Source organism: Streptomyces sp. NPDC015144 (assembly GCF_043079735.1).
Classification (GTDB): domain Bacteria; phylum Actinomycetota; class Actinomycetes; order Streptomycetales; family Streptomycetaceae; genus Streptomyces.
Window position 1 is genome coordinate 50,066 of sequence record NZ_JBIBUU010000029.1, and the last position, 17,363, is coordinate 67,428.

Consider the following 17,363-nt stretch of genomic DNA (forward strand, 5'->3'; position numbering starts at 1 on the left):
GATTTTCAGGAGAACGCCATGCACAACAAAGACGATGCGGAAGACCAGAGAATCAGTCCGCAGGCCCGCAAGGTGCTTGTGGCGGCGGGCATCGGTCACTTCATCGAGTGGTACGACGTCGGCACCTACGGGCTGCTGGCCACCTTCCTCGCCGCGAACTTCTTCGTCTCCGACAATCCGACGGCCGCGCTGCTCGCCACCTTCGCCGTCTCCGCGGTCGGGTTCGTTCTGCGGCCGCTCGGTGGCCTCTTCTTCGGACCGCTCGGAGACCGCATCGGCCGACAGCGGACGCTGGTGATCGTCGTCCTGCTCACGTCGGGTTCCACCTTCGCGATGGGTGTGCTGCCCACCTACGACAGCGTGGGCGTCCTCGCTCCCGTGCTGCTGGTGATCGCCAGGATGTTGCAGGGCTTCGGGGCAGGCGGCGAGACGTCCAACGCGGTGGCGCTCCTGTTCGAGCACTCGCCCCGTACCCGCCGCGGGTACATGACGAGCTGGATGGACGGAATCGGGTTCGTCGCGTCCGTCGTCGGCTCCGCACTCGCCCTCGTCCTGATCAACGTGCTCGGAGACGGGGCGATGACGGACTGGGGCTGGCGGATTCCGTTCCTCCTCGCCCTGCCGCTGGGGCTCGTCGGCCTGTACCTCAGACTCCAGCTGACGGACTCGCCGGAGTTCCGCGAGATGGAGGCCGTGGGCGAGGTGGCGCAATCGCCGACGAAGGAGGCCTTCCGTACCGGTTACAAGCCGATGCTGATCCTGTGTGGCGTCCTTCTCCTCAAGGCGATCGGGCACTGGGCGCTGGTGTCCTTCCTGCCGAGCTTCCTCAGCGGCGATCTCGGGTTCAGTACCAGCGACGCGTTCACGACCACGACCGTGGCCATCGGTGTCACCGCGCTCGCCGTACCGGTCATGGGCGCGCTCTCCGACCGCGTCGGCCGCAAGCCGATGCTCATCGCGGGCAGCGCGGGCATCGTCGTGGTCAGCTGGCCGGCGTTCTACCTCATGTCGCTCGGCAACATAGCCGCGGCCATCGCCGCGATGCTCCTCCTCGGTCTCATGATTGCCGTGTTCGACGGCGCGCTGAGCGCGATGATGGCCGAGCAGTTCCCCGCCAGGATCCGCAGCGGCGCGATGGCCATTCCGTACAACCTGGTGGTCTCGGCGTTCGGCGGCACGGTTCCCTACGTGGCCACCTGGCTGGTCTCCAGTACCGGCAGCAAGCTCGCGCCCTCCTTCTACGTGATGCTCCTGGCCGCCGTCACCCTGGGCTTCGTGGTGGCGGCGATCCGCGAAACCGCCCCGCGGCGGACACAGGTCGCTCCTGCCCAGCACGCCGAACCGATACGGCAGCCGTAGTCCCCGGGCTCTGGCCGCGTACCCGGAGCATGACGACGGCGTGCCGGACCGACTGCTCCGGGCGCGCGGCGGCCTCGGGCCCGCGAGGCCGTATCGGCCGTCGGGGAACGAGCAGGACCACTCGTGGCCCCGCCGCCGGGAACGCCCGCCCGGCTCACTCACCTGTGTACAGCCTCCGGACCCGAAACCCCGGGCCGCCCGGGACCCCCGCGCCTCGTCGCGCCCGTCCCTCGCGCGGGCCACGCACAACACACCGAACGGAACCTCTTTGCCATGTCCCAGCCGAACCGACGCGTACTCGTCCGGTCCATCGACGACATCAGCCTCGAAGAAGTGCCCGCACCTCAGGCCGGCGAGAACGAACTTCTCGTCCGCAGCACCGTCATCGGCGTCTGCGGGTCCGACACCCACGCCGCCCTCGGACACCACCCCTTCATCGACCTGCCCTACCGACCCGGTCACGAGGTCGTGGGCGTGGTCGTCTCCGTCGGCCCGGGGGCCGAGGACTTCGCTGTCGGCACCCGCGTGATCGTCGAACCGAATCTGTACTGCGGCCAGTGCCCGCAGTGCCGCTCCGGCCGCTACAACATCTGCCGGGACCTGAAGGTATTCGGTTGCCAGACCCCCGGCGGCATGGCCGACCTCTTCACGATCCCCGCCGACCGCGTCCACCGCGTACCGGAGGAGATGTCGGACATCCGGGCGGCCCTCGTCGAACCGCTCGCCACGCCCGTCCACGCCGTCGCCAAGGCCGGTGACCTCTCCGGCCGGACCGTGGCCGTCCTCGGCGCAGGCCCGATCGGGCTGCTGGTCGTGGCCGCCGCCCGGCACGCCGGTGCCGCCCGGATCGTGGTCACCGACCTGCTGGAGACCAAACGGGAACGGGCCGTTCGCCTCGGCGCGACCGACGCGCTCCCGGCCGACGCGGCCGACCTGGTCGCACAGGCCCATGCGGTGCTCGGCGGTCCGGCCGACGTGGTCTTCGACTGCGTCGCCCGTGAACAGTCCATGTCCCAGGCCGTCGACATCGTGGCCAAGGGGGGCCAGATCGTCGTCGTCGGCGTGGGCGCTCCCGGGGCCACTCCCATCCGGCTGGACCTTGTCCAGGACCGTGAGATCCGCATCGAGGGGACTCTCATGTACACCGCGGACGACTACCGGACCTCCATCGATCTGATCAACTCAGGCGCCGTGGACGTCGAGGCGATCGTCACCGCCACCTACCCGCTGGAAGAAGCCCGCGAGGCGTTCGCCGCGTCGCTGCGCCCGGAGCACGTGAAGGTGCTCCTCACCGCCGACCGCACCGTGAGGGCCGCCTGAACACCGTCGTCGCCCCACGGAGCGGAGGGGCCCGAAGCCGTCGCGCCCCGTCTCCGCCAGATTCCGTCCCTCCCCCTGCGAAAGGAACCCGCAGTGATCGTTGTCGCTGGTGAGGCACTGATCGACCTGGTGCCGGCAGACGATACCGACGCCACGGCACCTCTGCTGCCGGCCCGCGGCGGCGGGCCGTACAACACGGCGGTCGGGCTCGCCCGCCTCGGCACCGCAACCGCCTTCTGCGGGCGAATCTCGACGGACGCCTTCGGCACCGCCCTGGCCGACCGCCTGTGTCAGGAGAAGGTCGACCTCGGCCTGGTGCAGCGAGGCCCGGAGCCGACCACACTGGCCGTGGCCTCCATCGCGAGGGGCGGCTCGGCCGTGTACGCCTTCTACTGCCAGGGCACGGCCGACCGTCTTTTCACCTTGCCGGGGTCACTGCCTGCCGGGACCAGGGCGGTGTCGTTCGGTACTTGTTCGCTGGTCCTGGAGCCAGGGGCGAGCGCCTACGAAGAGCTGATGCACCGCGAGGCCCGACTCGGACGCTTCATCGCCCTGGACCCCAACATCCGCGCCGATCTCATCCTCGACCCGGATGCTTACCGGGCCCGCTTCGACCGCATGTTGCCGTCGGTCTCGCTCCTCAAGCTCAGCGAGGAGGACGCGCGATGGCTCGGGGACGACATCGACGGCTGGCTGGCCGCAGGTCCTTCCGCCGTCGTTGTCACCCGGGGCGGGGCCGGCCTGACGGTCCACACCAGCAGCGGCGGGGAGTTCTCGGTGCCTGGCGAGTCCGTCCGGGTCGCCGACACCATAGGAGCCGGTGACACCGTCAACGCGGCGCTCCTGCACGCGCTGTCCGAACGGAACCTGCTGTCCGCCGAAGCCCTCGCCGCACTGCCCGCCGATGCCTGGCGGCAGATACTCGGTTTCGCCGCCCACGCAGCCGCGATCACCTGCACCCGGGCGGGCGCCGAACCGCCCTTCGCGCACGAACTCCCGGCCCTCGCGCCCGCCAGACGGTTCGGCTCGCCACGCTGACCGCCGCCCGGGCCGCCGGGCGCGGTGGCCACATCTCGGCAAAGCGCGTCAGCATCAACCCCTGAACAGCCACAGGAGGTGTCATCGTGACCCCGGCGGCCCGCAATGCCTTCTTCCGGGCTCTGCGGGCCTGCTGCACAAGAAATGTTTTGCGGCGGTTGTGCGACACCCAGCCGGTCTCGTCCATGCGGTCCGAGTAGCGCGCACACAGCCCCTGGTAGGCGTATGCCGGTGGTCAGCCAGGGGCCGGCGCCCTGGTGGGCGAGATCGGCCATGGTGGTCCACCGTGGCCCTGACCAACGGAGTGTCGATCCACGAGGCGTCTCGCAGGCTCGGACATCGTTCGATCAAGGTCACGGTGGACCGGTACGGCCACCTCACTCAGGACGGGCCAGGAGCGCTAGCGCGAAGTCGTGGAGACGGCCGTGGGGCCATGTGCACTCACAGCAGACCGAACGACTCCAGCACCCGGCGCTGCACCGGAGTCGGCCGGGCAGGCCAGTAGACGTAACAGACCCCGCCCGTACCCCCCACGACCTTGCCGCTCGCGTTGTAGCGCTTGGTGCGCAGCCAGATGTTCTCCCATTCGCGGCGTCGGTAGATCCGGCGCACCGCCTCGTCGCTCGGCGAGGCCGGGTCGTTGGCGATGACGTCGCCGTCCTCGGTGAAGCCGATGACGGTCATCAGGTGGCCGGAGGTTCCGTAGCCCGCGCCGGTCAGCTCCTCCTTGAGGAAGGACTGCGACGTTATGACGGGGATGCCCGCCCGGATCAGGGTCTCCAGGTCGGTGAGCGAGCCCAGCCGGGTCACGGCGGCGCTCATGTCGTCGTACGTGGAGGCGTAGGCGGCGTTGAACGGCCAGTTGCCGCAGCCCTCGTACTGGTAGTCGTAGGTGAAGCGGGCGGCGTGGCAGACCTGCGGGTCGGGGAGGCCCGGCTCGACCCAGGAGAGGTCCTCGGCGGTCGGGCGGCGGCCCCAGTACTCGATGATCATCTGCGAGGAGGTGGGGCTGCACCAGGCCTCGCCGCCGTTGTCGTACTCGGGGTACTGGCCGGCGTGGATGTTCTGCGAGTAGCGCGGCACGATCAGCTCGCGGGCGAGGCCCGGGGTGCTGGCCGGGACGGTGAAGCGGTCCGGGACGTCGGAGGCCATCGCGCCCACCCGCCAGACCGTGGGCGTCAGGCGGCTCCCGGGGGTGCGGTACAGGGTGAGGCGCAGCCGGTACGCGGCCAGCCGCAGCCCGCTCGCCGCGTCGTCCACCGAGAGCGTGTCGGTCCACACCGAGCTGCGGCCGTCGGTCTGGTCGTCCACGGAGGTGCGCCGGATGTCGCCGTCACCGGCGGCCCAGCGGCCCATCACGTACCAGGGGGTCGCGGTCCCGTCCGAGTAGCGGCCCTGGAGCTCGATCTGGATCCAGGTCCCCGCCGGGGTGTGCGCGTTCCAGGAGGCGATGACCTCGGTCGCCGGGACGGCGGAGCGGTGGAGCGGCGAGGTCCAGCTCGCGTACTCCCAGGTGGCGGTGGTGCCCGTGTGCGGGTCGGTGTAGTCGGTGCGGCCCTCGGCGTGGCCGATCACCAGTCCGGGGCGGCGGCCCGCGACCGGCCGCGTCCCGGCGCCGGAGCCGGACCGCCAGTCGGTGAAGCCGTGCCAGGAGTGGTTGTCCACGGTGGGACCCGTCGTCGGGGCCGCCCCGGACGGGGCGGCGGGAACGGCGGCCGAGGCGGACGTGGCGGAGGACACCGCGCCTGCGGTGGCCGCCACCGCGAGCGCGGCGGTCAGCACGGTTCTGCGTGAGGTCGGTCGGTTCATGGGCGAGACCCCCGGTCGTCGGCGGAATGCGGCTACAGGTTCACGGCAGTGCGCCAACTATCGCCGGTCGCGACCGGATCCGGCCAGGGATTCGACTCGTGCCGACCAACCAATATTGGTCTGGTCCACTGACGTGACCTGCGGATGCTCCGGGGCGGCTCGTAGGCTGGTGGGCATGACCGACCTCTCGCCGCTCGCCGCGCGGCTGCGCGCCCTGGCCCCGTCCTGCGGACCGGTGCGGCTGATCGCCGTGGACGGCCACGCGGGCTCCGGCAAGAGCACCTTCGCCGCCCGCCTGGCCGCGGCCCTCGGCGACGCCCCGGTCCTGCACCTGGACGATCTGGCCAGCCACGACGCCTGCTTCGCCTGGACGGACCGGCTGCGGGAACAGGTGCTGGAGCCGCTGGGGCGCGGCGTGTGCGCGCGGTACGCGCCGTACGACTGGACCGCCCGGCGGTTCGGCGCGGCGCGGACGCTCCGGCCCGCCCCGGTGGTGCTGGTCGAGGGGGTCGGGGCCGGGCGAAGGGCGGTGCGGCCCCTGCTGGCGCGGCTGCTGTGGATGGAGATGGACGCCGCGGAGTCCTGGGCGCGCGGGCGGCGCCGGGACGGGCCGACGCTGACGGAGTTCTGGGACGGGTGGACGGCGGCCGAGGCGGAGCACTTCTCGGCCGATCCTTCGCGCCCGTACGCGGACACCCTGGTGCGGCAGTTGCCGGTGGGATACGCGTTGCTGGACGGCCCCGCCCCGGCAGCAGGAATGAACTATTCCGTCACCGAGCGTGAGCGCGGTGCGGCGCCCCGGTGAATAGGGGGAAATCGCCCCGGAAGTACCCCAACTCGGCTTGACCCGGGGACGGTACAGGTCTTACGTTCTCAATGTGCGGCTTTTCGGAGCCCATACAGACACGAAGCCCCCGGTTGTTCCCCCGTGATCGGGGGCTTCGTTCTGCCCTCGACCCCTCCCCCGCGCCGGTTCGAGCGCGTTCCGATCACCCTGGGTCACAGTCTTCCTTCCGTCTGCGGAGCCCTTAGTCGCATACTCCCTGCGCAGGTACGATGCCTCTCGGTGCGGTCAATTCCCGTTCGCGGCCAAGTGATTCGACGCTCCCCGGTGGGCAGGATCGTGCGGCGGGACATCCTGGGGGCACGGTTTGTGGGGGACCAGATGGACATCGGCACGCAGGGCGCACAGGCCCCGGCCGACCTCGCCTGGCTGCGCGGCGTGGACGCCTACACCGTGGGCGCCTATCCGCAGGCCGAGGAGGAGTTCAGGGCGGCGGTACGGCTCGACCCCGGCATGGCGGACGGCTGGCTCGGCCTCCACGCCCTGAGGGTCGACACGACGACCGCGCTGCTGCGCATGTACCGCCACCGCGAACGCTTCGGCGAGCAGCGCACCCGCCACCGACGCACGCTCAACTCCTGGTACTGGCTGGGCTGGTGGGTGCAGCCGGTGCTGGAGAGCGGGCGCGATCTGCTGCTCGCGCACGCCTCGCACTGGCTGGACGGCCGCCATGTCCCCGAGCTGGACCGGGCGCTCGCCGGCCTGCCCCCGGTGGACACGGACCCGCAGGTCCGCTTTCTGCACGCCTGCCGCTCGTACCTGGTCAAGGACTGGGAGCAGCTGGTCCGCAACACCGAACAGCTGACGGACGATCCGCTGCTCGGCATCGAGGCGGGGCTGTTCGGCGGGATGGCACGGGTGCGGCTGGAGATGTACGGGCAGGCCGAGCCGCTGCTGGCCACCGCCCTGATGCGCTGCCGCAGCGAGCAGCCGCAGCGCAAGGAGCTGCGCTACTGGCTGGCCCGCGCCCATGAGGGCACCGGCCGCAGCGCCGCCGCCCTTCCGCTGTACCGGGCGGTGCACCGCATCGACCCGACGTTCATGGACACCGCCGCGCGGCTCGCCGCCATCGCGGACTACGACGGGCTGGAGGGCTCCGACGACGCGGCGAACCTGGCCGCCGTGTCGCTGGCCGGGCTCGGTACGGACGGGGCCGTGTCGGAGGCGCAGCCGGAGCCGGAGCCGCCGCTGCCCGGCACCGATCCGCTGGACGGCCGGGAGCTGCGGCCGGACGGCGAGCCGCCCGGGGTCCCGGGTGCCGGGATGCTTCCGCCGTCCGGCGGGGCGCGGCACCGGTCGGCGGTGCCCGGTCAGCCGCCCGCGCCGTTCCCGGCGGGGCCCAGCGATCCGGTGCTGCTGGCCGAGGCGCTGGCGGAGCTGGAGCGGATGGTGGGCCTGGAGCCGGTGAAGCGCCAGGTGAAGGCGTTGTCCGCGCAGCTGAACATGGCGCGGCTGCGGTCCGGGCAGGGGCTGCCGGTGCAGCCGCCGAAGCGGCATTTCGTCTTCTCCGGCCCGTCCGGTACGGGCAAGACGACGGTGGCCCGCATCCTGGGCCGGGTCTTCTACGCGCTGGGGCTGCTGGGCGGCGACCATCTGGTGGAGGCCCAGCGGGCGGACCTGGTCGGCGAGTTCCTCGGCCAGACCGCGGTCAAGGCCAATGAGCTGATCGACTCGGCACTCGGCGGGGTGCTCTTCGTCGACGAGGCGTACAGCCTCGCCAACAGCGGCTACAGCAAGGGGGACGCGTACGGGGACGAGGCTCTCCAGGTCCTCCTCAAGCGGGCGGAGGACAACCGGGACCACCTGGTGGTGATCCTCGCCGGGTATCCGGAGGGCATGGACCGGCTGCTGGCCACCAACCCCGGGCTCTCCTCGCGCTTCACCACCCGGGTCGACTTCCCGAGCTACCGTCCGGCGGAGCTGACCGCGATCGGCGAGGTGCTCGCGGCGGAGAACGGCGATCGGTGGGACGAGGAGTCCCTGGAGGAGCTCGCCTCCATCAGCGGTCATGTCGTCGAGCAGGGCTGGATCGACGAGCTGGGCAACGGCCGGTTCCTGCGCACGCTGTACGAGAAGAGCTGTGCCTACCGCGATCTGCGGCTCTCGGGGTACACGTCGTTGCCGGGCCGGGACGACCTGGCGACCCTGCGGCTTCCGGACCTGATGCAGGCCTACGGCGAGGTGCTGTCCGGGCGGGGGCCGGTGGGCCGGGGGCAGCAGGAGCCGCCGCCCGCGCTGTGAGGCTCCCGGCTGCCGGAGGGACCGCGGAACCGGGTCCGCTCCGGCAGCACGGGACCCCTTCAGCCGACCACCGTGGCGGCGGGCTCGGCGGCCCGGCGCGGGACCGCGATCCGGTGGGCCGGGTCGCGCACCTCGCCGACGAGCGTCTCCAGGACGTCCTCCATCGCGACCAGGCCGAGGATCCGGCCCGAGGCGTCGGCGACCTGCGCCAGATGGGTGGCCGCCCGGCGCATCACGGTCAGCGCGTCGTCGAGCGGCAGCTCGGCCCGTACGGTGACCATCGGCCGCCAGAGCTGCTGGGGGACGGCCCGTTCGCCGTCCTCCAGGTCCAGTACGTCCTTGACGTGCAGATAGCCCATGAACGGACCACCGCCCTCCGCGCAGACCGGGAAGCGCGAGTAGCCGGTGCGTACGGTCAGCTCCTCGATCCGGCGCGGGGTGACGGACGGGTCGACGGTGACGAGGGCGGCCCGGCGCAGCAGTACGTCGGTGACCGGCCGGCTGCCCAGCTCCAGCGCGTCCTCCAGCCGTTCCTGCGCCTCCGGTTCCAGGAGACCGGCCTGGCCGGAGTCCTCGACGAGCCGGTTGAGCTGCTCGCTGGTGATGACGGCCTCCACCTCGTCCTTCGGCTCGACGCCGAAGAGCCGGAGCACCAGCCGGGCGCAGGCGCCCAGCGCGGCGGTCACCGGACGGCAGAGCCGGGCGAAGCCGACCAGTCCGGGGCTGAGCCAGAGCGCGGTCCGCTCGGGCGCGGCCATCGCGAGGTTCTTCGGGACCATCTCGCCGATGACGAGGTGGAGGAAGACCACGAAGGCGAGCGCCAGGACGTAGCCGAGCGGGTGGACGAGCCCCTCGGGGAGGTGGACCGCCGCGAAGACCGGCTCCAGGAGGTGGGCGATGGTCGGTTCGGCGACGGCGCCGAGGGTCAGCGAGCAGACGGTGATGCCGAACTGGGCGGCGGCCATCATCTGCGGGAGGTTCTCCAGGCCGTACAGCACCTGGCGGGCCCGGCCGGACCCGGCCGCGGCGAGCGGCTCGACCTGGCTGCGGCGTACCGAGACCAGGGCGAACTCGGCGCCGACGAAGAAGCCGTTCGCCAGCACGAGGAGCGCGGCGAAGAGCAGTTGGGCCAGACTCATCGGGCGCCCTCCAGGACCTGGTGCGTCCGGGGGGCGTCGGGGCCGGGCTGTTCGGCCAGGCGGACGAAGCGGACCCGTTCGGCGCGGTAGTGGCCGACCTGGCGGACGGAGATCCGCCAGCCGGGAAGCTCGGCCCGGTCGCCGGGGGCGGGAATGCGTCCCAGCAGGTCGGCGACGAGCCCGGCCACCGTCTCGTACGGTCCGTCGGGGACGTCGAGGCCTATCCGGCGCAGGGTGAGGACCCGGCAACTGCCGTCGGCCTCCCAGGCAGGGCGGCCGTCCTCGGGGGCGGCCGGGGCCAGTTCGGGACGGTCGGCGCCCTCGGCGTCATGCTCGTCCCTGACCTCGCCGACCAGTTCCTCGATGATGTCCTCCAGGGTGACGACCCCGGCGGTGCCGCCGTACTCGTCGACCACGACGGCGATCGGCTGCTCGTTGCGGAGCCGCTGGAGGAGCTGCTCCACGGGCAGGGTCTCCGGCACCAGCAGCGGCGGTACGGCGATCCGGCCGGCCGGGGTGCGCAGCCGGTCCTGGGCGGGCACGGCGAGCGCGTCCTTGAGGTGGATCATGCCGATGACCTCGTCGATCCGCTCCCGGTAGACGGGGAAGCGGGAGAGGCCGGTGGCGCGGGTGAGGTTGAGGACGTCCTGTGCGGTCGCGGAGGACTGCAGGGCGCTGACCTTCACGCGCGGGGTCATGACGTGCTGGGCGGTGAGCCCGGCGAGCGACAGCGTCCGTACGAAGAGGTCGGCGGTGTCCTGTTCGAGGGTGCCGGCCTCGGCCGAGTGCCGGGCCAGGGACACCAGCTCGCCGGGCGTGCGGGCGGAGGCCAGCTCGTCGGTGGGCTCGACGCCCAGCATCCGGACGAGGCGGTTGGCCACGGTGTTCAGCAGGCTGATCACCGGACGGAAGGCGGCGGAGAAGCGGCGCTGGGGGCCGGCGACGAACCGGGCGACCTGGAGCGGCCGGGAGACCGCCCAGTTCTTGGGCACGAGTTCGCCGATCACCATCTGGACGGCGGAGGCCGCCATCATCCCGATCAGCACGCTGACGCCGGAGACCAGGCCGTCGGGGAGGCCGACCGCGTTGAGCGGGCCCTCCAGCAGCTGGGCGAGGGCCGGTTCGGCGAGCATGCCGACGACCAGTGAGGTGATGGTGATGCCGAGCTGGGTGCCGGAGAGCTGGAAGGAGAGTTCGCGCAGGGCGCCGACGACGGTACGGGCCCGCCGGTCTCCCTCGGCCGCGGCGCGCTCGGCGTCCGGCCGCTCCACGGTGACGAGACCGAACTCGGCCGCCACGAAGAATCCGTTGGCGAGGATGAGAAGGAACGCCGCTCCGAGGAGCAGCAGGGGGGTGGTCATGCCGCCGCCTCCGGGGAAGGGGCGGCGCAGGTACTACCGGACGATCCGTCCATTGCTGGAAGGAGTCACTCCTTGGGTCGCAGGAAGGCCCCGCCGGTCCTGTTGTTCATGGACCTTCCGGTGCGGGGCGGGGGTACACAGGGGTACCGCCGTCCTCCAGAGTAGTCAAGAACAGGCCGTGCGGGGCAGGGGGCTCAGCCGAGATCCGTTCCGGTGCCGTGGTTCTCGGCGAGCACCCGGAGCGTCCGGGCGTCCCTGATGGCCTGCTCCTTGGCGATGCCCGGCTGGATGCCGAGGGCGGGCAGGCTGGTGCCGTCGCTCAGGTCGAGGAAGACCCAGGGGTCGCCGACACGCAGGTTGACCCGGAGGATCTCCGCCCAGGACAGCCGGCGCGTCCGGGTGAGATTGACCACGGTCACCCCGTCCTCGTCCGCGACGACCTTGGGGCGGCTGAGCAGGGCGAGCACCCCGAAGAACAGCAGCGCCGTGAAGACGAAGCTGGCCCGCTCGCCCGGCCCCAGCTGCTCCAGGGTCAGGGCGACCACGGTGATGACGAGGAACATCGCCGCGCCCACCGTCAGCAGGACGATCCGGGTCCGGGTCGGCCGGAACGTGACGGGGAGGGCGGGGAGTTCGGGCCGGGCTGCGGGGGCGGACATGTCGTTCTTCCGTCTTCTCGGTCTTCGCTTCGGGGTGCCGTGTCCTGCCGTGCCGTCAGAGGCGGCAGGCGTGGATGGCGGTGGTGAGGATGGCGCGGGCGCCGAGGGCGTACAGGTCGTCCATGATCCGCTGGGCCTCCCGGGCGGCGACCATGGAGCGGACGGCGACCCAGCCCTCGTGGTGCAGCGGCGAGATGGTCGGCGACTCCAGGCCGGGGGTGAGGGCGACGGCGCGCTCCAGGTGCTCGACGCGGCAGTCGTAGTCCATCATCACGTAGGAGCGGGCGACCAGGACGCCCTGGAGACGGCGGAGGAACTGCTGCACCTTGGGGTCGTCGCCGGGGGCGCCGGTGCGGCGGATGACGACCGCCTCCGACGTCATGATCGGTTCGCCGATGACTTCGAGTCCGGCGTTGCGCAGGCTGGTGCCGGTCTCCACGACGTCGGCGATGACCTGGGCGACCCCGAGCTCGATGGCGGTCTCGACCGCGCCGTCGAGGTGGACGACGGAGGCGTGGACGCCGGCGTCGGCGAGGTGCTTGGCGACGATGCCCTCGTAGGAGGTGGCGATCGTCTTGCCGTCGAAGTCCTGCGGGCCGCTCGCCGTGCCGGGCTTGGTGGCGTAGCGGAAGGTGGAGCGGGCGAAGCCGAGCTGGAGGATCTCCTCGGCGTCCGCTCCGGAGTCCAGCAGCAGGTCGCGGCCGGTGATGCCGATGTCGAGGCGGCCGGAGCTGACGTAGATCGCGATGTCGCGGGGGCGCAGGTAGAAGAACTCGACCTCGTTCTCCGGGTCGACGAGGACGAGTTCCTTCGACTCCTTGCGCTGCTGGTATCCGGCCTCATGGAGCATCGCCATCGCAGGCCCGGAGAGTGAACCCTTGTTGGGGACGGCGATGCGCAGCATGAGGTCGGATTCCTTTGCGAGGAGGGGGTGGGTGCTGGGGTGCGGGTGTGCGCGGTGCTGGGGTGGTGCGGGTGGGGATCAGAGATGGGCGTAGACGTCGTCGAGCGAGATCCCCCGGGCGACCATCATCACCTGGACGTGGTACAGCAGCTGGGAGATCTCCTCGGCGGCGGCGTCCTTGCCCTCGTGCTCGGCGGCCATCCAGACCTCGGCGGCCTCTTCGACGACCTTCTTGCCGATGGCATGGACGCCCTTGTGGACGAGCTCGGCGGTGCGGGAGGTGGACGGGTCGCCGTTGGCGGCCTTGTGCTGGAGCTCGGTGAAGAGCTCTTCGAAGGTTTTGTTCGCCATGATGGGTCTTAGAGTACGGGGTCCCCGGCCCGTGTTCAGCGCCAGGGCTCGCTGACGGTCCGCAGCGTGGCGGCGGTGGCGACGGCCGCGGTGACCGCCTCGTGGCCCTTGTCCTCGTGGGAGCCCTCCAGGCCGGCCCGGTCGAGCGCCTGTTCCTCGGTGTCGCAGGTGAGGACGCCGAAGCCGACCGGGACGCCGGTGTCGACGGCGACCTGGGTCAGCCCGTTGGTGACACCGGTGGACACGTATTCGAAATGCGGGGTGCCGCCGCGGATGATCACCCCGAGGGCGACGACCGCGTCGTAGCCGCGGCCGGCGAGGACCTTGGCGACGACCGGGAGTTCGAAGCTGCCGGGCACCCTCAGCAGGGTCGGCTCGTCGATCCCGAGGTCGTGCAGGGCCCGCAGCGCGCCGTCGACGAGCCCGTCCATGACCTTCTCGTGCCACTGCGCGGCGACGACCGCCACGCGCAGGTCGCCGCAGTTGCGTACGGACAGTTCGGGTGCGCCCTTGCCGCTCATGTCTCTCCCGTGGTTCGTTTCCGTGAGGTGGCCGTGATGGCCGGGTTCACTGGTTGCCGCAGGTCGACGCCGTGGCGGCGTCGAGCCAGGGCAGGTCGTGCCCCATGCGGTCGCGCTTGGTGCGCAGGTAGCCCAGATTGTGCTCGCCGGCCTGGACGGGCATCGGTTCCCGGCCGGTGACGGCGAGTCCGTGCCGCAGGATCGCGGCCGTCTTGTCGGGGTTGTTGGTCATCAGCCGCAGGCTGCGGACGCCCAGGTCCTCCAGGATCCGGGCGCCGGCCGCGTAGTCCCGGGCGTCGGCGGGCAGGCCGAGCTCCAGGTTGGCGTCGAGGGTGTCGACGCCGCGCTCCTGGAGCTCGTAGGCCCGGAGCTTGGACAGCAGGCCGATGCCCCGGCCCTCGTGGCCGCGCAGATAGACGACGACGCCGCGGCCCTCCTCGGTGATCCGGCGCATGGACGCGTGCAGCTGGGGGCCGCAGTCGCAGCGCTGCGACTGGAAGATGTCGCCGGTCAGGCACTCGGAGTGCACCCTGACCAGCACGTCCTCGCCGTCGCCGAGCTCGCCGTGGACCAGTGCGACGTGCTCGACACCGTCGGTCGTGGAGCGGTAGCCGTACGCGGTGAACGCGCCGAACGCGGTCGGCAGCCGTACCTCGGCCTCGCGGCGGACGGTCGGCTCGGAGCTGCGGCGGTAGGCGATCAGGTCCTCGATGGAGATGATCGTGAGGCCGTGCTTGCGGGCGAAGGGGACCAGCTGGGGCAGGCGCAGCATCACCCCGTCCTCGCCCGCGATCTCCACGATGGCCCCGGCGGGGCGCAGTCCGGCGAGCCGGGCGAGGTCGACGGCGGCCTCGGTGTGGCCGTTGCGGACCAGGACGCCGCCGGGGCGGGCGCGGAGCGGGAAGACGTGGCCGGGGCGGACGAAGTCGCCGGGGCCCGCCTCGCCGCCGGCCAGCAGTCGGAGCGTGGCGGCCCGGTCGGCGGCGGAGATGCCGGTGGAGACGCCGTGGGCGGGGGCGGCGTCGACGGAGACGGTGAACGCGGTGCGCATCGACTCGGTGTTGCGGTCGACCATCTGGGGGAGGTCGAGCCGGTCCAGCTCGTCGCCCTCCATCGGCGCGCAGATCAGGCCGCGGCACTCGCTCATCATGAACGCGACGATCTCGGGGGTGGCCTTCTCGGCGGCGACGACGAGATCGCCCTCGTTCTCCCGGTCCTCGTCGTCGACGACCACGACGGGCCGACCGGCGGCGATGTCGCGGATCGCCTGCCCGACCGGGTCCAGGCGCAGGTCCTCGGCGGCCGCGCCGGGTTCCCGGTGCAGCCAGGTGGGCTGGGCGGTCATGCCGTGGCTCCCTTCAGAGCGGGTGTCCGCGAACGCAGCCACCAGTCGCGCATGCCCCACAGGACCAGGGCGCCGTACACGACGTAGATGAGACCGGAGAAGGCGAGCCCGCTGTGGAAGTTCAGCGGTACGCCGACGAGGTCGACCAGCAGCCAGGCGAACCAGAACTCGACCATGCCGCGGGCCTGGGCGAGCATCGCGACGAGCGTCCCGGCGAAGATGTACGCGTCCGCCCAGGGGCTCCAGGACAGCGAGGGGAACGCGGTGAACAGGCCGCCCACCGCGAGGGTGCCGAGCGCGGCGCCGCCGAGCAGCAGGCCGCGCTCGCGCCAGGTGGCGAACCGTACGGCTATGGAGCCGTCCTGCGCCCGCTGCCGGCCCCGGGTCCACTGCTGCCAGCCCCAGACGGCCACCGCGATGACGATGATCTGCTTGCCGACGCTGCCCGCCTGCTGCACGGAGACGTTGGCGGCGACCAGGACGACGCCGGAGAGCAGCTGTGCGGGCCAGGTCCACACGGAGCGGAGCCAGCCGAGCGTCAGCGCGATCAGACCGACGGTGTTGCCGATCATGTCGGACCAGATGATGCGCTGGCCGAAGAGGGTGAACGCCTCCGCGTTCAGCCAGTGCAGAGAGGTCATGCCACCGGCTCCTCGGGGTCCTGGGTGGTGTGGCCGAGCAGTCGCTCGACGTACTTCGCGATGACGTCCACCTCCAGGTTGACCGGGTCGCCGGGCTTCTTGATGCCGAGCGTGGTCAGGGCGAGGGTGGTGGGGATGAGGCTGATGGTGAAGTAGTCGGGTCCGGCGTCCACCACGGTGAGGCTGACCCCGTCGACGGTGATGGAGCCCTTCTCCACCACGTAGCGGCTCAGCTCCGCGGGGAGGGAGACCTTCACGACCTCCCAGTTCTCGGAGGGTTCGCGCGCGACGATCCGGCCCGTGCCGTCGACGTGGCCCTGGACGATGTGGCCGCCGAGCCTGCCGCCGACCGCCATCGGGCGCTCCAGGTTGACCCGGGAGCCGGTGGCCAGGGCGCCGAGGCTGGACCGGTTCAGGGTCTCGGCCATGACGTCCGCGGTGAACTCGCCGTCGCCGAGCTCGACGACGGTGAGGCAGACGCCGTTGACGGCGATGGAGTCGCCGTGCTTGGCGCCCTCGGTGACCACGGGGCCGCGCAGTCGGAAGCGGGAGGCGTCGGCGAGCTGCTCGACGGCGGTGACCTCACCCAGTTCTTCGACAATTCCGGTGAACACTCAGTTTCCCTTCCGGTCGGTGCCGGGGACGGCGGTGATGCGCAGATCGGGGCCGATGCGGACGGTCTCGGTCACATCGAGGCGCAACGCCTCGGCGATGGTGGTGATTCCGGCGTCGGCGAGGGCCGCGGGCCCGGCGCCGAGGAGTACGGGGGCGAGGTAGCCGACGACCTTGTCGACCACGCCCGCGGCGACGAAGGCCCCGGCCAGGGTCGGCCCGCCTTCGAGCAGTACGGAGCGGACCCCGCGCCCGTGCAGGGCCCGGAGCAGGGCGGGCAGGTCCAGGCCGGGGCCGGTGGCGGCGCGGGGCAGCCGCAGGACGGCGTCCGGAGGCAGGTGCCCGGCGTCGGCGTCCTCGGCGACGGCGATCAGGGTGGGGGCGGTGGTGTCGAGGACCCGGGCGCCGGGGCGCACGGCGGTGGCGGCGGTGTCGACGACCACCCGCAGCGGCTGGACGGCGCCCTCGATGCCGCGTACCCCGAGCTGCGGGTCATCGGTGCGGGCGGTGCCCGAGCCGACCACGACGGCGTCCGCCTCGGCGCGCAGCCGGTGGACGTCGGCGCGGGACTCCGGGGAGCTGATCCAGCGGCTGGTGGCGTCGGCGGCCGCGATCCGGCCGTCGAGGCTCGCCGCGTACTTCCACAGGACGTACGGGCGGCCGAGCCGCACGGAGGTCAGCCAGGCCGCGTTGCCCGCCTCGGCCTCCTCCGCGAGGAGGCTCTGCCCGACCGTGACCCCGGCCGCACGCAGGGTGTCGGCACCGCCGGTGGCCTGCGGGTTCGGGTCGCCGACCGCGTAGACGACCCGGGCGATCCCGGCCTCGACGAGGGCCTGGGCGCAGGGGCCGGTGCGGCCGGTGTGGTTGCAGGGTTCGAGGGTGACGTAGGCGGTTCCGCCGCGGGCCCGGTCGCCCGCCTCGCGCAGGGCGTGGATCTCGGCGTGCGGTCCGCCGGCGCGCCGGTGGAAGCCCTCCCCCGCCGGGCGGCCCGCGGCGTCGAGCACGACGCAGCCGACGACGGGGTTGGGGCTGGTGGAGCCGAGACCTTGGGCGGCGAGTGCGATCGCGCGACGCATGGCGGTGATGTCGGCCGCGGTGTCCACCGGTGTCCTCCTGCCTCTTCGGGCACGGACTCCGGGGCCTGTCGACGACGACAGAAAGAGCGGGAACGCAACGGAGGAACGCCGGAAATGCCGGACAACCCGGATGGAATCGGTCG

The 17,363-nt window shown here is 72.0% G+C and carries 16 protein-coding genes; 5 read left to right on the forward strand and 11 right to left on the reverse strand.

What is annotated here, in order from left to right; all coding sequences use genetic code 11:
- Positions 1–18 precede the first annotated feature (18 nt).
- From ACF08W_RS32720 to ACF08W_RS32730, 3 genes are all read left to right on the forward strand, one after another.
- Complete coding sequence (locus ACF08W_RS32720; protein WP_392281520.1) at positions 19–1,359, forward strand: MFS transporter; 1,341 nt, start codon at positions 19–21, stop codon at positions 1,357–1,359.
- Between the two features lie 273 nt (positions 1,360–1,632).
- Positions 1,633–2,679, forward strand: a complete 1,047-nt coding sequence (locus ACF08W_RS32725) for a zinc-binding dehydrogenase (protein ID WP_392281521.1) — start codon at positions 1,633–1,635, stop codon at positions 2,677–2,679.
- Positions 2,680–2,772: 93 nt separating this feature from the next.
- Complete coding sequence (locus ACF08W_RS32730) at positions 2,773–3,717, forward strand: carbohydrate kinase (RefSeq protein WP_392281522.1); 945 nt, start codon at positions 2,773–2,775, stop codon at positions 3,715–3,717.
- 441 nt (positions 3,718–4,158) lie between these two features.
- Here ACF08W_RS32730 and ACF08W_RS32735 read toward each other — a convergent pair whose 3' ends face one another.
- A complete protein-coding gene (locus tag ACF08W_RS32735; RefSeq protein WP_385211015.1) occupies positions 4,159–5,526 on the reverse strand; it encodes a peptidase C39 family protein in 1,368 nt (455 codons plus the stop codon).
- A gap of 175 nt (positions 5,527–5,701) precedes the next feature.
- Between ACF08W_RS32735 and ACF08W_RS32740 the strand changes: the two genes are divergently transcribed.
- Both ACF08W_RS32740 and ACF08W_RS32745 read left to right on the forward strand, forming a co-directional pair.
- Positions 5,702–6,331, forward strand: a complete 630-nt coding sequence (locus tag ACF08W_RS32740; RefSeq protein WP_392281523.1) for a uridine kinase — start codon at positions 5,702–5,704, stop codon at positions 6,329–6,331.
- A gap of 360 nt (positions 6,332–6,691) precedes the next feature.
- Positions 6,692–8,611 (forward strand): AAA family ATPase, encoded by a 1,920-nt coding sequence (locus ACF08W_RS32745; RefSeq protein WP_392281524.1) that lies wholly within the window; start codon positions 6,692–6,694, stop codon positions 8,609–8,611.
- A gap of 59 nt (positions 8,612–8,670) precedes the next feature.
- Here ACF08W_RS32745 and ACF08W_RS32750 read toward each other — a convergent pair whose 3' ends face one another.
- The 10 genes from ACF08W_RS32750 to ribD all read right to left on the reverse strand — a co-directional run bounded on the left by ACF08W_RS32750 (position 8,671) and on the right by ribD (position 17,247).
- Positions 8,671–9,750, reverse strand: a complete 1,080-nt coding sequence (locus ACF08W_RS32750) for a hemolysin family protein (RefSeq protein WP_352280091.1) — start codon at positions 9,748–9,750, stop codon at positions 8,671–8,673.
- Positions 9,747–11,111: a hemolysin family protein gene (locus ACF08W_RS32755; protein WP_385211007.1), complete on the reverse strand. Its 1,365-nt coding sequence runs from the start codon at positions 11,109–11,111 to the stop codon at positions 9,747–9,749. Before ACF08W_RS32755 ends, ACF08W_RS32750 begins: the two co-directional genes overlap by 4 nt.
- Before the next feature lie 194 nt (positions 11,112–11,305).
- Entirely contained in the window at positions 11,306–11,770 is a 465-nt protein-coding gene (locus tag ACF08W_RS32760; RefSeq protein ID WP_385211005.1) for a PH domain-containing protein, read from the reverse strand.
- 55 nt (positions 11,771–11,825) lie between these two features.
- Positions 11,826–12,674 (reverse strand): ATP phosphoribosyltransferase, encoded by an 849-nt coding sequence (gene hisG / locus ACF08W_RS32765; RefSeq protein ID WP_352280088.1) that lies wholly within the window; start codon positions 12,672–12,674, stop codon positions 11,826–11,828.
- A gap of 78 nt (positions 12,675–12,752) precedes the next feature.
- Complete coding sequence (locus ACF08W_RS32770) at positions 12,753–13,025, reverse strand: phosphoribosyl-ATP diphosphatase (RefSeq protein ID WP_352280087.1); 273 nt, start codon at positions 13,023–13,025, stop codon at positions 12,753–12,755.
- Positions 13,026–13,060: 35 nt separating this feature from the next.
- Positions 13,061–13,546 carry a 6,7-dimethyl-8-ribityllumazine synthase gene (ribH, locus tag ACF08W_RS32775; RefSeq protein WP_352280086.1) on the reverse strand — a complete coding sequence of 162 codons (486 nt, stop codon included), beginning with the start codon at positions 13,544–13,546 and terminating at the stop codon, positions 13,061–13,063.
- A gap of 46 nt (positions 13,547–13,592) precedes the next feature.
- Positions 13,593–14,891 carry a bifunctional 3,4-dihydroxy-2-butanone-4-phosphate synthase/GTP cyclohydrolase II gene (locus tag ACF08W_RS32780; RefSeq protein WP_392281525.1) on the reverse strand — a complete coding sequence of 433 codons (1,299 nt, stop codon included), beginning with the start codon at positions 14,889–14,891 and terminating at the stop codon, positions 13,593–13,595.
- Positions 14,888–15,532: a nicotinamide riboside transporter PnuC gene (locus ACF08W_RS32785; protein ID WP_392281526.1), complete on the reverse strand. Its 645-nt coding sequence runs from the start codon at positions 15,530–15,532 to the stop codon at positions 14,888–14,890. Before ACF08W_RS32785 ends, ACF08W_RS32780 begins: the two co-directional genes overlap by 4 nt.
- Entirely contained in the window at positions 15,529–16,146 is a 618-nt protein-coding gene (locus ACF08W_RS32790; RefSeq protein ID WP_385210994.1) for a riboflavin synthase, read from the reverse strand. The genes ACF08W_RS32785 and ACF08W_RS32790 overlap by 4 nt, the downstream gene beginning before the upstream one ends.
- Positions 16,147–17,247, reverse strand: a complete 1,101-nt coding sequence (ribD, locus tag ACF08W_RS32795; RefSeq protein WP_392281527.1) for a bifunctional diaminohydroxyphosphoribosylaminopyrimidine deaminase/5-amino-6-(5-phosphoribosylamino)uracil reductase RibD — start codon at positions 17,245–17,247, stop codon at positions 16,147–16,149.
- Between the last annotated feature and the right edge of the window lie 116 nt (positions 17,248–17,363).

What these genes read in the sequence shown, in the direction of transcription:
- ACF08W_RS32740 (WP_392281523.1), top strand. Translation starts at nt 5,702, where the DNA reads ATGACCGACCTCTCGCCGCTCGCCGCGCGGCTGCGCGCCCTGGCCCCG.
- hisG (WP_352280088.1), bottom strand. Translation starts at nt 12,674, where the DNA reads ATGCTGCGCATCGCCGTCCCCAACAAGGGTTCACTCTCCGGGCCTGCG.
- ACF08W_RS32745 (WP_392281524.1), top strand. Translation starts at nt 6,692, where the DNA reads ATGGACATCGGCACGCAGGGCGCACAGGCCCCGGCCGACCTCGCCTGG.
- ACF08W_RS32720 (WP_392281520.1), top strand. Translation starts at nt 19, where the DNA reads ATGCACAACAAAGACGATGCGGAAGACCAGAGAATCAGTCCGCAGGCC.
- ACF08W_RS32735 (WP_385211015.1), bottom strand. Translation starts at nt 5,526, where the DNA reads ATGAACCGACCGACCTCACGCAGAACCGTGCTGACCGCCGCGCTCGCG.
- ribH (WP_352280086.1), bottom strand. Translation starts at nt 13,546, where the DNA reads ATGAGCGGCAAGGGCGCACCCGAACTGTCCGTACGCAACTGCGGCGAC.
- ACF08W_RS32760 (WP_385211005.1), bottom strand. Translation starts at nt 11,770, where the DNA reads ATGTCCGCCCCCGCAGCCCGGCCCGAACTCCCCGCCCTCCCCGTCACG.
- ACF08W_RS32755 (WP_385211007.1), bottom strand. Translation starts at nt 11,111, where the DNA reads ATGACCACCCCCCTGCTGCTCCTCGGAGCGGCGTTCCTTCTCATCCTC.
- ACF08W_RS32785 (WP_392281526.1), bottom strand. Translation starts at nt 15,532, where the DNA reads ATGACCTCTCTGCACTGGCTGAACGCGGAGGCGTTCACCCTCTTCGGC.
- ACF08W_RS32770 (WP_352280087.1), bottom strand. Translation starts at nt 13,025, where the DNA reads ATGGCGAACAAAACCTTCGAAGAGCTCTTCACCGAGCTCCAGCACAAG.
- ACF08W_RS32750 (WP_352280091.1), bottom strand. Translation starts at nt 9,750, where the DNA reads ATGAGTCTGGCCCAACTGCTCTTCGCCGCGCTCCTCGTGCTGGCGAAC.
- ACF08W_RS32780 (WP_392281525.1), bottom strand. Translation starts at nt 14,891, where the DNA reads ATGACCGCCCAGCCCACCTGGCTGCACCGGGAACCCGGCGCGGCCGCC.
- ACF08W_RS32725 (WP_392281521.1), top strand. Translation starts at nt 1,633, where the DNA reads ATGTCCCAGCCGAACCGACGCGTACTCGTCCGGTCCATCGACGACATC.